We start from the raw sequence: 16709 nt of genomic DNA, 5'->3' as shown, positions 1-16709 counted from the left end.
AAACGAAATTGTCCACTTTTCCGGAGCTTTCCCCGGGGTTTAACTCAAGAGAGGAGGCGCCGGGAGGGTGAAAAAAGACCTGTCTCCTGCGCCGGCATGACCTTGGAACTCTCGATCATGTCCTTGAGGGTGGCGAGGGACTTGCGGCTGGAGAGCATTTCGCAAGCCGGAATGGCTTTGGGGAAACGCTTCCCGTCATGCCTTCTTGGATCGATGGATGCCCGTCACCAGGTTGACGCCCGCCATCTCGTGATAGACGGGAGACAAAGTCACGCTAACCTGAATCCTCGTGCCGTCCTTGCGGAGGCGCATGGTGTCATAGTGGACCGTCTTTCCTTCCCGCAGTTCCCGCGCCAGCCGGGGCTCGGTGTGTCTGCTCCACCTGGCGCGCCCTTCCGGAGGCACAAGCAGATCCAGGAACGACAGGCCCAGAACTTCCTCCGCCGAATAGCCGAAGAGCTTCCTCGCGCCGTCGTTCCACGAAAGTATTTCGCGGGACGGGCTCATGATGATGACGGCGTCATCCTTCTCCTCGGCGGCGGTTCGGAAGAAGCGCAGGGCCTGGCGGATGCCGGTCTGGTCCGTCTCGCTCTCCAGCGTCCTCATGGCGAGGCGCGCGAGGCTCTCGGCCAAGCGCTCGTCCGCCACCCTGAATTCCGGCGCTCCCTGCTTCTCCAGGAAGCAAAGCCCCCCCTTCAGCGCCCTGCGGTGGAAGAGCGGCACCGCCAGATAAGAGCGCGCCTTCAGGCGGATCCTGGAAAAACCGGCCAGGGAGAGGTCCAGGGACACATCTTTCAGCCGCAGGGGCCGGGGCTCCCGGATGATGGGGCTCAGGAGGCCGAGGCTCGCGGGGGAGGAAATGGCGGGTGCGGTGCCGGCCGTGAGGACTTGCTCGAGGGCGTCTCCCCGCGCGTTCAGTTTTCCCAAGGCGCCGTAGCGGGCGCTCACGAGGTGGGTGCCGATTTCGACGATTTCTGTGAGGATTTTCACGTCGGGCATGGGACCGCTCAAAGGCGGCTTTTCTATAAGAAGACAAATCAAGAAAAAATGAAACAAATTAAAAAAAACAACCGGGGCGCGGAGGACCGCGCCCCGGCTGCGTGGATTCGTGCAGGTCCTACGCCGGCATGACCTTGGGGTTCTCCAGCATGTCCTTGAGGGTCGAGAGGAACCCGGCCGCGGGGGCGCCGTCCACGATGCGGTGGTCGGCGTTGATCCCGAGCCAGGCGGTGGTGCGGGGGACGACTTGGCCCTCGCGCACCACGGCGCGCTCGCGGGCCGCCCCCACCGAGAGGATGCAGCTCTCGGGAGCGTTCACGATGGCCGAGAAGTGGTCGATGCCGTAGGCGCCCAGGTTCGAGACGGTGAAGGTGCCGCCCTCCAGGGCGGAGAGGGGGAGGCTCCCCGCCCGGGCGCTCTCGGCCAGGGCGCGGGCCTCGCGGGCGAGAGCGTCGATGGGCTTCTGGTCCGCCCCCCGGATGACGGGCACCATGAGGCCGTTCTCGACGGCGACGGCGATGCCCAGGTTCACGTCGGCCATCTGGTGGATTTCCTCCCCCGCCAGGCGCACGTTCACCGCCGGGCAGCGGCGCACCGCGCGCGCGGTGTAGAAGAGGATGAGGTCGTTGATCGAGACCTTCACCCCCAGGTCCTGCTCCCAGGCCTTGCGGCTGGCCTCGCGGACGGCGAGGAGGTTCGTGAGGTCCACCTCGGCCTGGAGGGTGACGCGGGGGACGGCGCTCCAGCTCGCGGCCATGCGCTGGGCGATGACCTTGCGCATCCCGGCGACGGGCTTCTTCGCGGCGACGGCGGCGGGGCCCGTGGCGGCCGCGGGCGGGGCGGGGGGGGCGGCCACGCGGGGCGCTCCCGCGGTCCTGCCGGGGCTTTGGGCGGCCGCGCGGACGTCGGCCTGGACGATCCTCCCGCCGGGGCCCGAGCCCTTGAGGGTGCGGTAGTCCATCCCCAGTTCGCGGGCCACGCGCCGGGCGGCCGGGCTGGCGAAGACCCTCCCGTCCCGGGGCGGGGCCGACTCTCCACCGGCCGCGGGCGCTCCCGCGGGGGCCTGGGGCACCGGGGCCGAGGGCGCGGGGGCGGCGGGCTGGGCCTCCGCCCGGGAGGGCGCGGGGGCGGCGGGCTTCTCCGCCTTGGGGGCCGCGCCGCCCGTGAAGGCGCTCACGTCCTCGCCCTTCCGGCCGATGACGGCTACGTTCTGCCCGCAGGGGACGGCGTCGCCCTCGCCGGCCAGGGTCTTGAGGAGCACGCCCCCGTCCGGGGACTCGACCTCGTACTCCACCTTGTCGGTCTGGATCTGGAGGATGATCTCGCCCTTCTCGACGGGGGCGCCCTCGGGCTTCATCCACTTGAGGATGGTCCCCTGCTCCATCGTGAGGCCGAGCTTCGGCATGGGAAGCGGTGTGGCCATGGCTGTGTCGGCTCCTGTCGCCGCTGCCGCGCTCAGGCGGTCTGCAGCAGGGTGCGGACGCCCGCGATGACGTCGTCCTTGTTCGGGATCACGTGGCCCTCGAGCTTGGGCGCGAAGGGCACGGGGGTCTCCTTCGCGCAGACGCGCACGATGGGGGCGTCGAGGTAGTCGAAGGCCTCGCGCGCGGCGATGGCGGCGATCTCGGCCCCCCACCCGCAGCGCTGCACCGCCTCGTGGGTGACGAGGAGGCGGCCGGTCTTGCGCACGGAGGCGAGGATGGTCTCCTTGTCGAGCGGGAAGAGGGTGCGCGGGTCCACCACCTCGCAGCTCACGCCCTCTTTCTCCAGCTCGGCGGCCGCCTGGAGGGATCTGCCCACCATGGAGGAGGTGGCGACGATGGTCACGTCGCGCCCCTCGCGCTTCACCTCGGCCACTCCCAGGGGGATGGTGTAGTCCCCCTCGGGCACGGGGCCCTTCTGGAGGTAGAGCAGCTTGTGCTCGATGAAGAAGACGGGATCGTCGTCCCGGATGGCGCTCTTGAGGAGCCCCTTGGCGTCGCGGGGGGTGGAGGGCATGACGACCTTCAGCCCCGGGACGTGGACGAACCAGGCCTCCAGGCTCTGGGCGTGCTGGGCGGCGGAGCTGCGGCCCGCCCCTCCCTGGGTGCGGATGACGAGGGCGGTCTTGGCCTTGCCCCCGAACATGTAGCGCACCTTGGCCACCTGGTTGACGATCTGGTCCATCGCCACGGCGGAGAAATCGATGTACATGAGCTCGGCGACGGGGCGCATGCCCATGAGGGCCGCGCCCAGGGCCGCGCCCACGATGCCCTGCTCGGCGATGGGGGTGTTGCGCACCCGCTCCTTGCCGAACTTCTCGAGCAGGCCGACGGTGGTCTTGTAGGAGCCGCCGAACTCGGCGATGTCCTCGCCCATGACGAAGACCGTCTCGTCCCGCTCCATCTCCTCGGCCATCGCCTCGACGATGGCCTCCCGGTAGAGAATCTCGCGCATCGCTGAAGGGCCTCGGCTCAGAGGGAAACGTAGATGTCGGTCAGGGCGTCCGAGAGCTCGGGCTCGGGACTCGTGCGCCCGAACTCGACGCCGCGCTCGATGGCGGCGTGGACCCGGGCCCAAATCTCCTCGCGGGTCTTGGGCGTCATCCACTTCTTCTTTTCGAGGAAGGCGCCGAAGGCCTGGAGGGGGTCGCGCTTCTTCCACTTCACCACTTCCTTGTCGTGCCCGTAGGCGGTGCCGGGGTCGCCCACGTAGTGGCCGAGGAAGCGCATCGTCTTGGCCTCGATGAGGGTGGGGCCCTCGCCCCGGCGGGCGCGCTCGATGGCCTCGCCCGCGGTCTCGTATACCGCGGCGGGATCCATGCCGTCCACCGTGACGCCCGGGATGCCGTAGGCCTTGGCGCGGTCCGCCACATCGCGCACCGCCTGGTGCGTGGGCCGGGGGGTGCTCTCGGCGAAGCCGTTGTTCTCGCAGACGAAGACGGCGGGGAGCTTCCAGACGGAGGCGAGGTTGATGCCCTCGTGGAAGGCGCCCTCGTTGCTCGCGCCGTCCCCGAAGAAGCTCACCACGACGTGCCTCTCGCCCTTGAGCTTGATGCCCAGGGCCGCCCCCGCCGCGATGGGGATGCCGCCCCCCACGATGCCGTTCGCGCCGAGGACCCCGAGGTCCTGATCCGCGATGTGCATCGAGCCGCCCTTGCCCTTGCAGTAGCCGGTGCGGCGGGCGTAGAGCTCGGCGAACATGCCCTCGTACTTGAGGCCCTTGGCCACCATGTGGCCGTGGCCCCGGTGGGTGGAGGTGATCTGATCCTTGTCCGTGAGGTGGGCGCAGACGCCCGCCGCCACGGCCTCCTCTCCGATGTAGGCGTGGAGGAAGCCAGGCAGCTCGCCCGCCTGGAAGAGCTCGATCGAGCGCTCCTCGAAGCGGCGGATCCGCACCATCGTCTCGTAGATCCAGAGGGCTTTCGTCCTGCTCAGCTCGGGCATGGGGAATCCTTATGCGGTTCGGAAAACGAGGTCGCCCCCGCGGGCGGCGGAGGGGCGGGGCGCGGGGGGCGTCAGGCGTCCCGGCTTCGCGCCCGGAGCATCTCGCGCTGCTTCTGGAACACGTACCGGAGGATCTGCTCGCTGTCTTGCTCGTTGATGGCCGTGAATCGCGCGCCCACCTCGACGCTCGGCGCCTTGTCGCCCGCGCCCCGCTTGACCGAGGAGGAGAGCCGCTCCACCCGGGCCACGGCGTCCACCCGGAACGAGGGGGCCGCGCCGACGAAGACCATGCCGATCCACAGGTGGGACCCCTTGCTGTAGAGCTGCTGGCTGGGGAAGCGGATGCCCGAGCCGCTGATGTTCACCTGGGCCTTGTGGAAGTCGGTGGCCTCGACCCTCGCGCGCATCTGGGACTGGAGCATCGAGATCAGGTGGTCGAGCTTCTGGTCGAGGAGCGCGATGGCCTTCCAGGTGGGGGCGTTGGGATCGATGGAGCGCCCGGCGGCCTGGACGATGGAATTCACGGAGCCCATGGCCCCTCCGCCCCCGCCGCGGGTGATGATCTGGGTGCTCAGGCTCTCCAGCTCGTAGTCGGGCACCGGGCGGTGGCTGATCTCGAGCTGATCATCCATCCGGACCATGCTGCGCCGCTGGGCCGCGTCTTCTTTCGCCATGACTTCCTCGCGCAAAACTCCCGCGTTTCCGGGCAGATCGGAGGCCCGATGCTAGCACGGCGGGACGCGGGGGGCAAGAAACCCGCGCCTCGGCGGGGCCCGCCCGCCCGCGCCCGCGCCGGGGCGCCGGGCCTTGAACTTTCCCGCCGGAAGGACTACCATGCCGGCGAGTTGATGCCTTCCGGCGTGGGCCCAGCTTGTTCGGCCCATTTTTTTCGTTCGCCGCCCGGGAGCGAAGGCATGGCCGCCGACGACGTCGTGGGCCGGATCTGGGCTCTGGCGGAACCCGTGGCCCAATCCCTCGGCATGGAACTGGTGGAGGTCGACTTCTCCGGTGGGGGCGGGCGCCCGGTGCTGCGCCTGTTCGTGGACCGCGAGGGTGGCCTCAGCGTCGAGGACTGCAAGCGGATGAGCCGGGAGGTGGAAGCCCGCTTCGACGCGGAGGACTTCCCGCCCTCGTCCTACCTGCTGGAGGTGTCGAGCCCGGGCCTCGAGCGCCCCCTGCGCAGGCCGGCCGATTTCCAGCGGTACGCGGGCCGGCGGGTGCGCATCCGGGTGCGGAACCCCCGGGGAAAGCCGCGTGTCGTTTCCGGCACGCTGCTGGGCATCGAGGGCGACGTTGTCGCCGTGGAGACGGGGGAGGGGGCGCCCCAGCGCGTCTCCCTCGGCGAGATATCGAAGGCGCGCCTGGAAGTGGACTGGGAGGCCGAGTTCCGGAAGGCGGATCGCCCGGGGCCGGCCCGTAAGGGAGGAAACGGCAAGTGAGCCAGGAGCTTTTGGCGGTGCTCACTCAATTGGAGCGGGAGCGCGGGGTGTCGAAGGACATCCTTCTCGACTCCCTGAAGGTGGCGCTCGCCTCGGCCGCCCGCAAGCAGTTCGGCCTCGGGGACAATGTCGAGGTCACGCTCGATTCGGGCACGGGCGAGATCGGGCTCAGGGCGTCGAAGGAGGTGGTGCGCGTCGTCCAGAACCCCGAGGCGGAGGTTTCCCTCGAAGAGGCCCGCGCGCGGAACACCGCCATCCAGGTGGGCGACAAGGTCACCTTCGATCTCGAGACCGAGGGGCTCGGGCGCATCGCCGCCCAGGTGGCCAAGCAGGTCATCCTCCAGCGGGTGCGCGAGGCCGAGCGCGCCAACATCTATTCCGAGTTCAAGGGCCGCGAGGGGGAGCTGATCACCGGGGTCGTCACCCAGGTGGAGCGGGGCAACATCTTCGTGGACATCGGCCGCGGAGAGGCCATCCTGCCCCGCCGCGAGCAGATATTCCGCGAGGTCTACAAGCGGGGCGACCGCATCCGCTCCTATATCCTGGAGGTGCGGGAGGCCTCCAAGGGGCCGCAGGTCGTGCTGAGCCGCACCCATCCGGGCCTGCTCATCCGCCTCTTCGAGATGGAGGTGCCGGAGATCTACGACGGCGTGGTCGAGATCAAGGGCTGCGTCCGCGAGCCGAGCGGGCGCTCCAAGGTGGCGGTCGTCAGCCACGACCGCGACATCGACCCGGTGGGCGCCTGCGTGGGCACGCGGGGGAGCCGCGTGCAGTCCATCGTCCAGGAGTTGCGCGGCGAGAAGATCGACATCATCGCCTGGAACGACGACATCCGCACCTACGCGGGCAACGCCCTGAGCCCGGCCAAGATCCAGCACATCACCCTTCACGAGCAGGAGGGGCGGATGGAGGTGCTGGTCCCCGACGACCAGCTCTCCCTCGCCATCGGCAAGGGCGGGCAGAACGTGCGCCTGGCGGCCAAGCTCCTGGGATGGAAGATCGATCTGAAGGGCGAGAGCGAGTACCGGCGCATGATCGCCGAGAAGGCGTTCCATAGCGAGACGGTGGAGGTGAAGGCCGCCCCCCAGGCCGAGCCGGCGGCGGCCCCAGCCGCCCAGCCGGGCGTGGACCTGGTCAACCTCGAGGTGGTGGGGGAGAAGACGGCCCTCCTCCTCGCGGAGCACGGCTTTCCCACCGTGGAGTCGGTGGCCCAGAGCACCCCCGAGGCGCTGTGCGAGGTGCCCGGCATCGGCCCCAAGCGCGCCCAGCTCCTCATCGACTCGGCCAACGCATACCTCACGGGGACGCCGGGCGAAAGCGTGGCGCCGGGGGAATAGCCCGCTTCCGCCGCGCCCGGGACGAGAGCGATGCCCGTGCGGACCTGCATCGGTTGCCGGACGAAGGGCGAGGCGGACGCGTTTTTCCGCATGGTGGCCGATCCCGGGGGCGGAGTGGCGGCGGAGCTCGACAGCCGGCTCCCGGGGCGGGGCGCCCACTGCTGCTTCCGGGCCTCCTGCATCCAGGCCGCGCTGAAGCCGAAGAACCTGGCGCGGGCCCTGCGGGAGGGCATCCAGGCGCCCGGGCCGGGGGAGCTGGCGGAGCGGGTGGAGGAGCTTCTCCGGCGGCGCCTGGAGGGGCTCCTGGCCGCCGCCTGGCGCAAGGGAGTTCTCACCCCGGGGCGGGACGCGGCCTTCCGGGAGCTCGCGGAGGGAGGGCGGCTTCTTCTCGCCCGGGACCTCTCGGCGGGCAGCCGGAGCGAGATTCCGAAAGAAGCCCGGCCTCCGCTAGAGCTGCCGCTCCGGATGGAGGAGATCGGCCGGCTGCTCGGCCGGTCCCCGGCCGGGGTTCTCGCCCTCCGGGATGTCTCCCTGGAGGAGGCGGTCGCCCTGCGGCTGGCCCAGCTCAAGAGCTTGGCCGAGGGTTGAGGCCTCAGCCTTAATTATCTATATTTAACGGATTATATATCCCTTCGGCTGGAGGGGAGCATCGGGGGTCGGAGGAGGATGGATGGCGAAGATTCGGGTCTATGAGCTGGCCAAGGAGCTGGGCTTCGACAACAAGGCGTTTGTCGAAGAACTCCACCGGGAAGGCATCCAGGTCAAGAGCTACATGAGCACGGTGGACGAGGAGACGGCTGATCTCGTCCGCACGCTGTTCGGCTCCCGGGGCGAAAAGGCCAAGGCCGCCCCCGCGGCCCCGCCGGCTGAGAAGGCACCCGCTCCCGAGGCCGCCAAGCCCAAGGGAAAAGAATCGGCCCCCCCGGCCGCGAAAGCCCCCGCGCCCGCCCCGAAAAAAGAGGCGGCGCCCCCGGCCGCTCCGCCCCAAAGGGCTCCCGCGCCTCCCCGGGCGGCGGCCCCCAAGGCCGCTCCTCCCGCTCCGAGACCGGCGCCCCCCGCTCCCGCCGCCCGCACGGCCGCGCCTCCGACCCCCGAGGCCCCCGCTCCGCCCAAGCCGGCGGAGGTGGTCCGCCAGCGGCGCGGCCGGGTGCGCATCCCCGAAGCCATCACCGTCAAGGACCTCGCCGACAAGCTCAGCATCAAGGCGGCCGAAATCATCAAAGAGCTCATGAAGATGGGCCAGATGACCACGATCAACCAGATGATCGACAACAGCACGGCCGTCGGCCTGAGCGAGAAGTTCGGCTACGAGGTCGAGATCAGCAAGGAGAACATCGAGGACGTCCTCGTGCATCAGGAGGCGGACGCCCCGGAGAGCCTCAAGCCGCGCGCCCCGGTCATCACCATCATGGGCCACGTGGACCACGGCAAGACGCGCCTCCTCGACGCCATCCGCAAGGCCAACGTGATGGAGCATGAGGCCGGCGGCATCACCCAGCACATCGGCGCCTACCGGGTGAAGACGGAGAAGGGCACGGCCGTCTTCCTCGATACCCCGGGCCACGAGGCCTTCACGGCCATGCGCGCCCGCGGCGCCAAAGTGACGGACCTCGTCATCCTCGTCGTGGCGGCGAACGAGGGCGTCATGCCCCAGACGCGGGAGGCCGTCGCCCACGCGAAGGCGGCGAGCGTCCCCATCATGGTGGCCGTCAACAAGATGGACCTCCCGGACGCCAATCCCGACCGGGTGAAGCAGCAGCTCTCGGAGCTGGGCCTCATCCCCGAGGACTGGGGCGGCGACACCGTCTACGCCCCCGTCTCGGCCCGCCAGGGGATCGGCATCGACGATCTGCTCGACCTGGCCATCCTCCAGGCCGAGCTGATGGAACTCAAGGCCAACCCCGATCGCGCCGCCGAGGGCGTGGTGGTCGAGGCCAAGCTCGACAAGGGCCGGGGCCCGGTAGCCACCGTCCTCGTCCAGCGGGGCACCCTGAAGGTGGGCGACACCTTCGTGGCCGGGAAATGGCACGGCAAGGCGCGCGCGCTCCTGGACGACCAGGGACGCAAGCTGAAATTGGCGGGGCCGGCGACTCCGGTCGAAGTGCTCGGCTTCGCGGGCGTGCCCGAGGCGGGCGACACCTTCCTCGCCGTGCAGGACGAGCGCGTCGCCCGCGAGATCAGCTCCAGGCGCCAGCAGCGCGAGCGCCTGGCCGCGCTGGTCACGAACGCGCGGGTGAGCCTCGAGAGCTTCCTCGACAGCGTGAAGGAAGGCCGGCTCAAGGAGCTCAACATCATCCTCAAGGCCGACGTCCAGGGCAGCATCGAGGCCTTGCGCGAGAGCCTCCAGAAGCTCGGCAACCAGGAGGTGGGGGTGCGCATCCTCCACAGCTCGGCGGGCGGCATCACCGAGACCGACGTCATGCTCGCCGCCGCCTCCTCCGCCATCATCGTGGGCTTCAACGTGCGGCCCACGCCGGGCGCCGGCGAGACGGCGAAGCGCGAGAAGGTGGACATCCGCCTCTACTCGGTCATCTACGACGCCATCGAGGAGGTGAAGTCCGCCCTGGAGGGCATCCTCGAGCCCGGCAAGCGCGAGGTCATCCGCGGCCACGCCGAGGTGCGCAAGATCTTCCACGTCCCCGGCGCGGGGACCATCGGCGGCTCGTACGTGACCGACGGCACCGTCCGGCGGAACTCGGAGGTCCGCCTCATCCGCGACAACGTGGTCATCTACACCGGCCGCCTCTCCTCCCTGCGGCGCTTCAAGGAGGACGTCGCCGAGGTGCAGCAGGGCTACGAGTGCGGCATCGGGCTCGAGCGCTTCAACGACCTCAAGGAAGGCGACATCATCGAGCCGTTCGTGACGGAGGAGGTCGCCCGCACCCTATAGCGCCGCCCGCCCGGCGCCGGAGGCCGGACAAGCATGGCTACCATGGGCCTCCTGACCGTGGACCTGCAGATATACGAAAGCGCCTCCCTCAAGGCCAAGCGGAAAATCGTCCAGTCCATCGTCACGCGCCTGCGCCAGCGCTTCAACGTCTCGGTGGCCGAACTGGACTTCCAGGACAAGTGGCAGATCTGCCGCATCGGGGTCGGCGCGGTCGCCAACGACGGGAGGTTCCTCGACAGCCAGCTCCGCAAGGCCCTCGACGCAATCGAGGGGATGGGGCTGGCCGTCGTCACGGACTTCACCATCGAGATCGTGTAGCTGGCGGAAGGGCGGGTTTCCTCGCCGGCAGGCATTGTGCCGCAGGGGCGTATTGCAATACGCCAGAGATAGCGCGCCGGGGTGAGGGAAGGGCGGGCGGCGCCCCCGAGCCATGATAACGCTTCTTCCTCCCTCCTCCGGGAGGAGAGCAGGGTGGGGGGAGCCCGCCTTGGCCGGAAGGCTTTCCCTCCCCCAACCCCCTCCCGGAGGGAGGGGGCAGGGCCTTGATATAGGCCTCTCCCGGATGCGCAGGTTTCCGATCGGAGCTCCCCGATGCAATACCCCCGCACCGCCCGGGTGGCCGAACTGGTCCATGCCGAGCTCTCCGTCCTCCTGCTCAAGGAGGTGAAGGACCCGCGCGTGCGCAACGTCGTCATCACGCGCGTCGAGGTGTCGCCGGACCTGCGCTTGGCGACGGCCCACTTCAGCCGCTACGGCGAGGGGAAGGGGAGCGACGAGGAGATCGCCGAGGGCCAGGCGGGGCTGGAGCGGGCCGTCGGCTTCCTGCGGGCCAAGCTGGGCGAGCGGCTGGAGCTCCGGGTGGTGCCCAACCTGCGCTTCGTGGTCGACCGCGGCGTGGCCTACAGCGACCGGATCGAACGCCTCCTGGCCGAGGTCCGCAAGCGCGAGCGCCGGGAATGAAGCTCTGCGGCGCCCTCAACCTCCGCAAGCCGGCCGGCCCCACCTCGCACGATCTGGTGGACGCGGTGCGCCGCCTCGTCCCGCCCCGCACCAAGGTGGGCCACGCCGGCACTCTTGACCCCATGGCCGAGGGCGTGCTCCCCATCTGCCTGGGCGCGGCGACCAAGCTTTTCCCCTATCTCCTCGACTGCCGGAAGACCTACCGCGCCGTGATGCGCTTCGGCCGGGTGACGGACACCCTGGACGTGACGGGCCGCACCCTCGCCGAAAAGAATCCGGGGGAGATCGCGGTGGAGGGCGTCCAGCGCATCCTCGACACGTTCCTCGGGGAGTCGGAGCAGGTGCCCCCCATGTTCTCGGCCCTGAAGGTGGGCGGCACCCGGCTGCACGAGCTGGCCCGGGCCGGAGTCGAGGTGGAGCGCAAGGGCCGCCCCATCCACGTCTACGCCGTCCGCGCCCTGGAGGCCGAAGGGCCGCTCCTCACTTTCGAGGTGACCTGCAGCCGGGGCACCTACATCCGGGTGCTGTGCCACGACGTGGGGGCCCGCCAAGGATCGGGAGGGTGCCTCGCGGCCCTCACCCGGACGGCGCTCGGGCCTTTCCGGCTGGAGGCCGCCCGGACCCTGGAGGAGATTCGCGGCCTGGCCGGGGAGGGGAAGCTGGCCGAGGCCCTCATGAGCCCCGCCCAGGCGCTCGGCCATCTGCCCGCCCTGACGGTGCGGCCCGAGGCCGGGGAGCGGGTGCGCCACGGGGCGGCGCTCAAGCCCCGCGACTGGGCCGAGGGGGAGGTCCCGCCGGCCGAAGGCCGGGTGCGTCTCCTGGCTCCGGGAGGGGAGCTCCTCGCCGTGGGCCGGATGCTTCCGCCCCGGGAGCGGGCCCGGGGCTGGGTGGCGCCCGACCGGGTTTTCGCCGAATAGACGGCGGAATCGCGTTTGCCTCTCGCTCCGCCCGCCCCGGACCCCCCCTGTTTACAATGGGATCAATCTCGGCTAAGATTTGCCCAACCTGAGCGGGTGCTCGCGAACGGCTTGGGAGGGCCCAAGCCACAGAGAGAAGTGGGAGGAACCGAAGGAAATGCCTCTAGCCAAGGAGCGGAAGACCGAAGTCATCGGGCAGCACAGAGCGCACGAGAAAGACACCGGCTCGGCCGAGGTCCAAGTGGCCATCCTGACCGAGCGAATCACCTACCTCACCGAGCATTTCAAGACCCACACGAAGGACCACCATTCCCGAAGGGGGCTCCTCAAGATCGTGGGCCAGCGGCGGCGCCTCCTGGATTACCTCCGGGAGAAGGACATCAACCGCTACCGCGCCATCATCGAGCGCCTCGGCATCCGCCGCTAGCTGGCGCGCCCGCCTCCAGAGGGAAGTCCTGATGCCACCCATAAGAAAAGAGATCTCCATCAACGGATATACGCTCGCCTTCGAGACGGGCGAGATCGCCAAGCAGGCCGGCGGCGCGGTGATGATGCACTACGGGGACACCTCCGTTATCTGCACCGCCTGCGGCTCCGACAGCCCCCGCGAGGGAATCGACTTTTTCCCGCTCACGGTGGACTACCGCGAGGCCTTCTACGCCGCCGGGATCATCCCGGGGAACTTTTTCCGGCGGGAGGGCCGCCCCGGCGAGCGGGAGGTCCTGACCTGCCGGCTCATCGACCGGCCCATCCGCCCGCTCTTCCCCAAGGGCTACCGCTGCGAGACGATGATCCAGGACCTCGTGATGTCCTACGACCGCACCTGCGACGCGGACATCCTGGCCATCAACGGCACCTCCGCCGCCCTCCACATCTCGGACATCCCCTTCGGCGGCCCCATCGGCGCCGTGCGGGTGGGGCGGGTGAACGGGGAGATCATCGTCAACCCGACCATTCCCCAGCAGGTGGAGAGCGACCTGAACTGCGTCATGGCCGGCACGGCCGACGCCCTGGTCATGGTCGAGGCGGGGAGCTTCGAGGTCTCCGAGGACGCCTACATGGAGGCGTTCGAGAAGGGCCACGCCGTCATCCGTCAGCTCTGCGCCCTCCAGGAGGAGCTCCGGCGGGAGGTCGGCAAGCCCAAGCGCGCGATCGAAGAGCCCAAGACCGATGAGGACCTCGTCCGCCGGGTGCGCGAGATCGCCGTCCCCCGCTTCCAGCAGGCGGCCCAGATCCACGAGAAGCTGGCCCAGTACCAGGCCATCGGCGAGGCCAAGAAGGCCGCCGTCGAGGCGCTTTGCACGGGCGATGGGGCTCCGGATAAGAAGACGGTCGGCGAGATTGCCTCCAAGATCGAGAAGGAGGTCTTCCGGGGCATCATCCTCGACAAGGGCGTGCGGGCGGACGGGCGGGACCTCAAGACGGTGCGGCCCATCACCATCCGGATGAATCCCCTGGCCCGGCCCCACGGGAGCGTCCTCTTCACCCGGGGCGAGACGCAGGCGCTGGTGACCGTCACCCTGGGCACCGGGAGCGACGCCCAGCTCATCGACACCTTGGACGGGAAGTCCGACCGCTACTTCCTGCTCCACTACAACTTCCCCGGCTACAGCGTGGGCGAGGCCAAACCCAACCGGGGCCCCGGCCGCCGCGAGGTCGGCCACGGGGCGCTGGCCGCGCGGGCGGTGCAGGCCGTCCTGCCCGACCACGAGAGCTTCCCCTACACCATCCGCATCGTCTCGGAGATCACCGAGAGCAACGGCAGCTCCTCCATGGCCACCATCTGCGGGTCGAGCCTCTCCCTCATGGCGGCGGGCGTGCCCACCCAGTCGGCCGTGGCCGGCGTGGCGATGGGCCTCATCAGCGAGGAGGGCACGGGCCGCACCGCCATCCTGACCGACATCCTGGGGATCGAGGATCATCTCGGTGACATGGACTTCAAGGTGGGCGGCACCCGCGAGGGCATCACCGCCCTCCAGATGGACATCAAGATCAGGGGCCTCAAGTTCAGCCTGGTGCGCGACGCCCTGCAGCAGGCGAAGGAGGCCCGGCTGTTCATCCTGGACCAGATGGACGCCGTCATCTCGGCCCCCAAGCCGGAGATCTCCCCCTACGCGCCGCGCATCTTCACCATCAACATCAACAAGGACAAGGTGCGGGACGTCATCGGACCCGGCGGGAAGGTCATCCGGGGGATCGTCGAGGAGACGGGCGCCCAGATCGACATCGAGGACGACGGCACCATCTTCGTCGCCTCGGCCGACGAGGCCAGCGCCCGCCGCGCCATCGAGATCATCCGCGAGCTCACCCAGGAGGCCGAGCCGGGCAAGTACTACTACGGCACGGTCCGCAAGCTCATGGACTTCGGCGCCTTCGTGGAGATATTCCCGGGCACGGACGGCCTGGTGCACATCAGCAACATCGCCAAGCGGCGCATCGGCCAGGTTTCGGAAGTCCTCAAGGAGGGCGATCGCGTCCTGGTCAAGTGCCTCGACGTGGAGGGCAACGGGCGCATCCGGCTCTCGATGAAGGACGTGCGCGAGGAGGAGATCCCGGAGGAGTTCAAGCAGTACTACGCCCCGGTGACCTGAGCCGCCCGCCCGTTTTCGCGGAAGCAGAAGCCGGCCTCCCCCAGGAGGCCGGCTTTTTTCGCGCCCGCACTTGGAGGGCCTCTCCCCGCGCCCTACAATGCGCCATAAGCTGCTGCCGGCTCACCGGCCATCCTTCCCAAGGGGAGAACTCCGCATGGCCCAGACCTTCCTCGCCGCCGTGGTCCAGGCCGGGGCGGCCGTCTTCGACCGCGCCCGCACCATCGAGAAGCTCCGCCGGCTGACCGCCGAGGCGGCCATCAAGGGAGCCTCCCTGGTCCTCTTCCCGGAGGCCTTCGTCTCGGGCTATCCCAAGGAGCTGGACTTCGGAGCCCGGGTCGGGCGGCGCACCCCGGAGGGGAGGGAGGACTTCCGGCGCTACTTCGAGAGCGCCCTGGAGCTCGGCGGCCCGGACGAGGCGGCCATCGGCCGGGCGGCCCGCGAGAACAAGGTGCATCTCGTGGTGGGGGTCATGGAGCGCGACGGGGGCACCCTCTACTGCACGGTCCTCTTCTACGGGCCGGATGGGACGCTCCTCGGCAAGCACCGTAAGCTCATGCCCACGGCGATGGAGCGCCTCATCTGGGGCTTCGGGGACGGCTCCACCCTGGCCGCCCTGGACACCCCCCTCGGGCGCCTGGGGGCGGTCATCTGCTGGGAGAACTACATGCCGCTCCTGCGCATGGCCATGTATTCGAAGGGGGTCCAAATCTACTGCGCCCCCACGGCCGACGACCGCGACACCTGGCTCTCCACCATGCGCCACGTGGCCCTGGAGGGCCGCTGCTTCGTCCTCTCGGCCTGCCAGTACCTCACCCGCGCCGACTGCCCGGCGGACTACCCCGCCGATTGCGCGCCCGAAACCGTGCTGATGCGGGGCGGGAGCTGCGTCGTGTCGCCCCTCGGCCGGGTGCTGGCGGGGCCCCACTTCGAGGGGCCGGCCATCCTGACGGCCGAGATCGATCTGGCCGAGATCCCGCGGGGGAAGTACGACTTCGACGTGGTGGGCCACTACGCGCGCCCGGACGTGTTCCAGCTTCACGTCAACGAGCGGCCCATGCCGGCCGTGGTGCGGCGCTCGGATTTCGAGGGAGGGTGAAAGAGTTCGCTTCAGCAAAAGGGCGGGGAAATGTAAAAGATTGGGCAAAGCTCGTACGCCATGACCCCCCTCTCCCTCCGGGAGAGGGAGAAATGACCCCATCCGTCAAAGTGGACGTTTCTCCAATCACCCCCGGCGGATGGACTTCATCTCCTTGAGAGCGTCGCGGATGACCTTGTCGGCGATGACCTCGCCCTGGACGTGGTACTCGTCGCGCTCGATGCGGGCCCGGATCTCGGCCACGAGGTCCGCGCGCACGTCGGCGATCTCGGCCAGGGCGCGCTGGATGCGGCTCAGCATCAGGGCCTTGTCGCTGACCTCGACGCGCTCGCCCTCCTGGGCGGCCCCGCCGGCGCTGGCCTTCTGGCCCCCGCCCCGGGCCTGCTCGGCCTTTTCCTTCTTGCGGAGCGACTCGGTGTAGGCCTCGCCGCTGATTTTCCTTCGGATGGGGTCCAGGTCCGTCACGGCTTCTCTCCCTGCGCGCGTCCAGGCTCGGTGCAGCTTAGATCAACTCCTGCAGAATGTCGCGGGCCAGCTTCTTGAGCTCCTCCGTGGCCACCTCCCGGGTCTCGGGGGGCAGGTGGAGGAGAACTTGGCCGCTCTCCCGCTGGACGACGAGGCCGCCCTTGCCGTCCGTCTCCTCGTACACGTGGATATCCAGGTTCTCCAGGATCCTCCCGAAGGAGGGGCGCCCCGGACCCTCCTCCCCGCCCCGGGCCTCGCCGGGCTTCTGGGAGAAAGTCTCCAGGAAGCGCTGCACGAAGCGGCCGGTCAGCTCCTCGAGCTGCTCCTCCCTGGCGTGCTGGAGGTCCTTGCGGCCCGTCCGGGAGGTCTTGAGGAGCGCCTCCGGGATGTCGACTTGGGCTGCGGGGGGCGTAGCGGCCGCTTCGTCCGCCCCCTTGAGCTCGGCGATGCGCTCCCCGATGCGCTGCTGACGCAGGTAGCTGCGCTGGATGCTCGTCGCAAGATAGGGGGCGATCTTCACGTAAAATATCCCCAGGGGGCGTTCAAGCGGCTGGAATCTATCGCGAAATCCTCATCGTTATCAGGCAAAA

Annotated in this window: 17 protein-coding genes; 10 read left to right on the top strand and 7 right to left on the bottom strand. The window is 69.3% G+C overall.

The annotated features are described in order from the left end of the window. Positions 1-195: 195 nt before the first annotated feature. The 5 genes from HYZ11_16290 to HYZ11_16270 all read right to left on the bottom strand — a co-directional run bounded on the left by HYZ11_16290 (position 196) and on the right by HYZ11_16270 (position 5098). The gene (locus HYZ11_16290) at positions 196-999 is read right to left on the bottom strand and encodes a PAS domain S-box protein (protein MBI3129167.1); all 804 of its coding nucleotides are present in this window, start codon (positions 997-999) and stop codon (positions 196-198) included. A 118-nt stretch (positions 1000-1117) separates the two neighbouring features. Further along, positions 1118-2422, bottom strand: a complete 1305-nt coding sequence (locus tag HYZ11_16285) for a 2-oxo acid dehydrogenase subunit E2 (protein ID MBI3129166.1) — start codon at positions 2420-2422, stop codon at positions 1118-1120. 32 nt (positions 2423-2454) lie between these two features. Continuing rightward, positions 2455-3435 carry an alpha-ketoacid dehydrogenase subunit beta gene (locus HYZ11_16280; protein ID MBI3129165.1) on the bottom strand — a complete coding sequence of 327 codons (981 nt, stop codon included), beginning with the start codon at positions 3433-3435 and terminating at the stop codon, positions 2455-2457. Between the two features lie 17 nt (positions 3436-3452). Continuing rightward, positions 3453-4424: a thiamine pyrophosphate-dependent dehydrogenase E1 component subunit alpha gene (locus HYZ11_16275; protein ID MBI3129164.1), complete on the bottom strand. Its 972-nt coding sequence runs from the start codon at positions 4422-4424 to the stop codon at positions 3453-3455. A 71-nt stretch (positions 4425-4495) separates the two neighbouring features. Then, positions 4496-5098 (bottom strand): PilZ domain-containing protein, encoded by a 603-nt coding sequence (locus HYZ11_16270; protein ID MBI3129163.1) that lies wholly within the window; start codon positions 5096-5098, stop codon positions 4496-4498. 240 nt (positions 5099-5338) lie between these two features. On the opposite strand from HYZ11_16270, the gene HYZ11_16265 reads away from it, so the two are divergent. The 10 genes from HYZ11_16265 (at position 5339) to HYZ11_16220 (ending at position 15654) form a co-directional block, all read left to right on the top strand. Continuing rightward, the gene (locus HYZ11_16265) at positions 5339-5863 is read left to right on the top strand and encodes a ribosome maturation factor RimP (GenBank protein MBI3129162.1); all 525 of its coding nucleotides are present in this window, start codon (positions 5339-5341) and stop codon (positions 5861-5863) included. Next, positions 5860-7200, top strand: coding sequence for a transcription termination/antitermination protein NusA (nusA, locus tag HYZ11_16260; GenBank protein MBI3129161.1), 1341 nt, complete (start codon positions 5860-5862; stop codon positions 7198-7200). Before HYZ11_16265 ends, nusA begins: the two co-directional genes overlap by 4 nt. A 30-nt stretch (positions 7201-7230) precedes the next feature. Continuing rightward, entirely contained in the window at positions 7231-7788 is a 558-nt protein-coding gene (locus tag HYZ11_16255) for a YlxR family protein (GenBank protein ID MBI3129160.1), read from the top strand. An 82-nt stretch (positions 7789-7870) separates the two neighbouring features. Next, positions 7871-10090, top strand: a complete 2220-nt coding sequence (gene infB, locus HYZ11_16250) for a translation initiation factor IF-2 (protein ID MBI3129159.1) — start codon at positions 7871-7873, stop codon at positions 10088-10090. Between the two features lie 33 nt (positions 10091-10123). Beyond that, complete coding sequence (locus HYZ11_16245; protein MBI3129158.1) at positions 10124-10408, top strand: DUF503 domain-containing protein; 285 nt, start codon at positions 10124-10126, stop codon at positions 10406-10408. A 273-nt stretch (positions 10409-10681) separates the two neighbouring features. Further along, positions 10682-11050: a 30S ribosome-binding factor RbfA gene (rbfA, locus tag HYZ11_16240; protein ID MBI3129157.1), complete on the top strand. Its 369-nt coding sequence runs from the start codon at positions 10682-10684 to the stop codon at positions 11048-11050. Further along, positions 11047-11967, top strand: coding sequence for a tRNA pseudouridine(55) synthase TruB (truB, locus tag HYZ11_16235; protein MBI3129156.1), 921 nt, complete (start codon positions 11047-11049; stop codon positions 11965-11967). Before rbfA ends, truB begins: the two co-directional genes overlap by 4 nt. 157 nt (positions 11968-12124) lie before the next feature. Then, positions 12125-12394, top strand: a complete 270-nt coding sequence (gene rpsO, locus HYZ11_16230) for a 30S ribosomal protein S15 (protein MBI3129155.1) — start codon at positions 12125-12127, stop codon at positions 12392-12394. A 31-nt stretch (positions 12395-12425) separates the two neighbouring features. Next, positions 12426-14558, top strand: coding sequence for a polyribonucleotide nucleotidyltransferase (gene pnp / locus HYZ11_16225; GenBank protein MBI3129154.1), 2133 nt, complete (start codon positions 12426-12428; stop codon positions 14556-14558). A 154-nt stretch (positions 14559-14712) separates the two neighbouring features. Further along, positions 14713-15654 (top strand): carbon-nitrogen hydrolase family protein, encoded by a 942-nt coding sequence (locus HYZ11_16220; protein ID MBI3129153.1) that lies wholly within the window; start codon positions 14713-14715, stop codon positions 15652-15654. 126 nt (positions 15655-15780) lie between these two features. On the opposite strand, the gene flgM is transcribed toward HYZ11_16220, so the two are convergent. Further along, positions 15781-16119 (bottom strand): flagellar biosynthesis anti-sigma factor FlgM, encoded by a 339-nt coding sequence (gene flgM, locus HYZ11_16215; protein ID MBI3129152.1) that lies wholly within the window; start codon positions 16117-16119, stop codon positions 15781-15783. Positions 16120-16156: 37 nt separating this feature from the next. After that, complete coding sequence (locus tag HYZ11_16210; protein MBI3129151.1) at positions 16157-16639, bottom strand: hypothetical protein; 483 nt, start codon at positions 16637-16639, stop codon at positions 16157-16159. Between the last annotated feature and the right edge of the window lie 70 nt (positions 16640-16709).

The organism is Candidatus Tectomicrobia bacterium, from assembly GCA_016192135.1.
GTDB lineage: Bacteria > UBA8248 > UBA8248 > UBA8248 > UBA8248 > 2-12-FULL-69-37.
Note: the sequence above shows the minus strand (reverse complement) of the source record. Positions and strands in the feature narration are given on the sequence as shown.

Bases quoted from the DNA above. Each gene is read 5' to 3' on its own strand.
- HYZ11_16270 (MBI3129163.1), bottom strand. From the start codon at position 5,098: ATGGCGAAAGAAGACGCGGCCCAGCGGCGCAGCATGGTCCGGATGGAT.
- HYZ11_16265 (MBI3129162.1), top strand. From the start codon at position 5,339: ATGGCCGCCGACGACGTCGTGGGCCGGATCTGGGCTCTGGCGGAACCC.
- rbfA (MBI3129157.1), top strand. From the start codon at position 10,682: ATGCAATACCCCCGCACCGCCCGGGTGGCCGAACTGGTCCATGCCGAG.
- HYZ11_16290 (MBI3129167.1), bottom strand. From the start codon at position 999: ATGCCCGACGTGAAAATCCTCACAGAAATCGTCGAAATCGGCACCCAC.
- rpsO (MBI3129155.1), top strand. From the start codon at position 12,125: ATGCCTCTAGCCAAGGAGCGGAAGACCGAAGTCATCGGGCAGCACAGA.
- pnp (MBI3129154.1), top strand. From the start codon at position 12,426: ATGCCACCCATAAGAAAAGAGATCTCCATCAACGGATATACGCTCGCC.
- infB (MBI3129159.1), top strand. From the start codon at position 7,871: ATGGCGAAGATTCGGGTCTATGAGCTGGCCAAGGAGCTGGGCTTCGAC.
- HYZ11_16280 (MBI3129165.1), bottom strand. From the start codon at position 3,435: ATGCGCGAGATTCTCTACCGGGAGGCCATCGTCGAGGCGATGGCCGAG.
- HYZ11_16245 (MBI3129158.1), top strand. From the start codon at position 10,124: ATGGCTACCATGGGCCTCCTGACCGTGGACCTGCAGATATACGAAAGC.
- HYZ11_16255 (MBI3129160.1), top strand. From the start codon at position 7,231: ATGCCCGTGCGGACCTGCATCGGTTGCCGGACGAAGGGCGAGGCGGAC.
- HYZ11_16285 (MBI3129166.1), bottom strand. From the start codon at position 2,422: ATGGCCACACCGCTTCCCATGCCGAAGCTCGGCCTCACGATGGAGCAG.
- HYZ11_16275 (MBI3129164.1), bottom strand. From the start codon at position 4,424: ATGCCCGAGCTGAGCAGGACGAAAGCCCTCTGGATCTACGAGACGATG.
- truB (MBI3129156.1), top strand. From the start codon at position 11,047: ATGAAGCTCTGCGGCGCCCTCAACCTCCGCAAGCCGGCCGGCCCCACC.
- HYZ11_16220 (MBI3129153.1), top strand. From the start codon at position 14,713: ATGGCCCAGACCTTCCTCGCCGCCGTGGTCCAGGCCGGGGCGGCCGTC.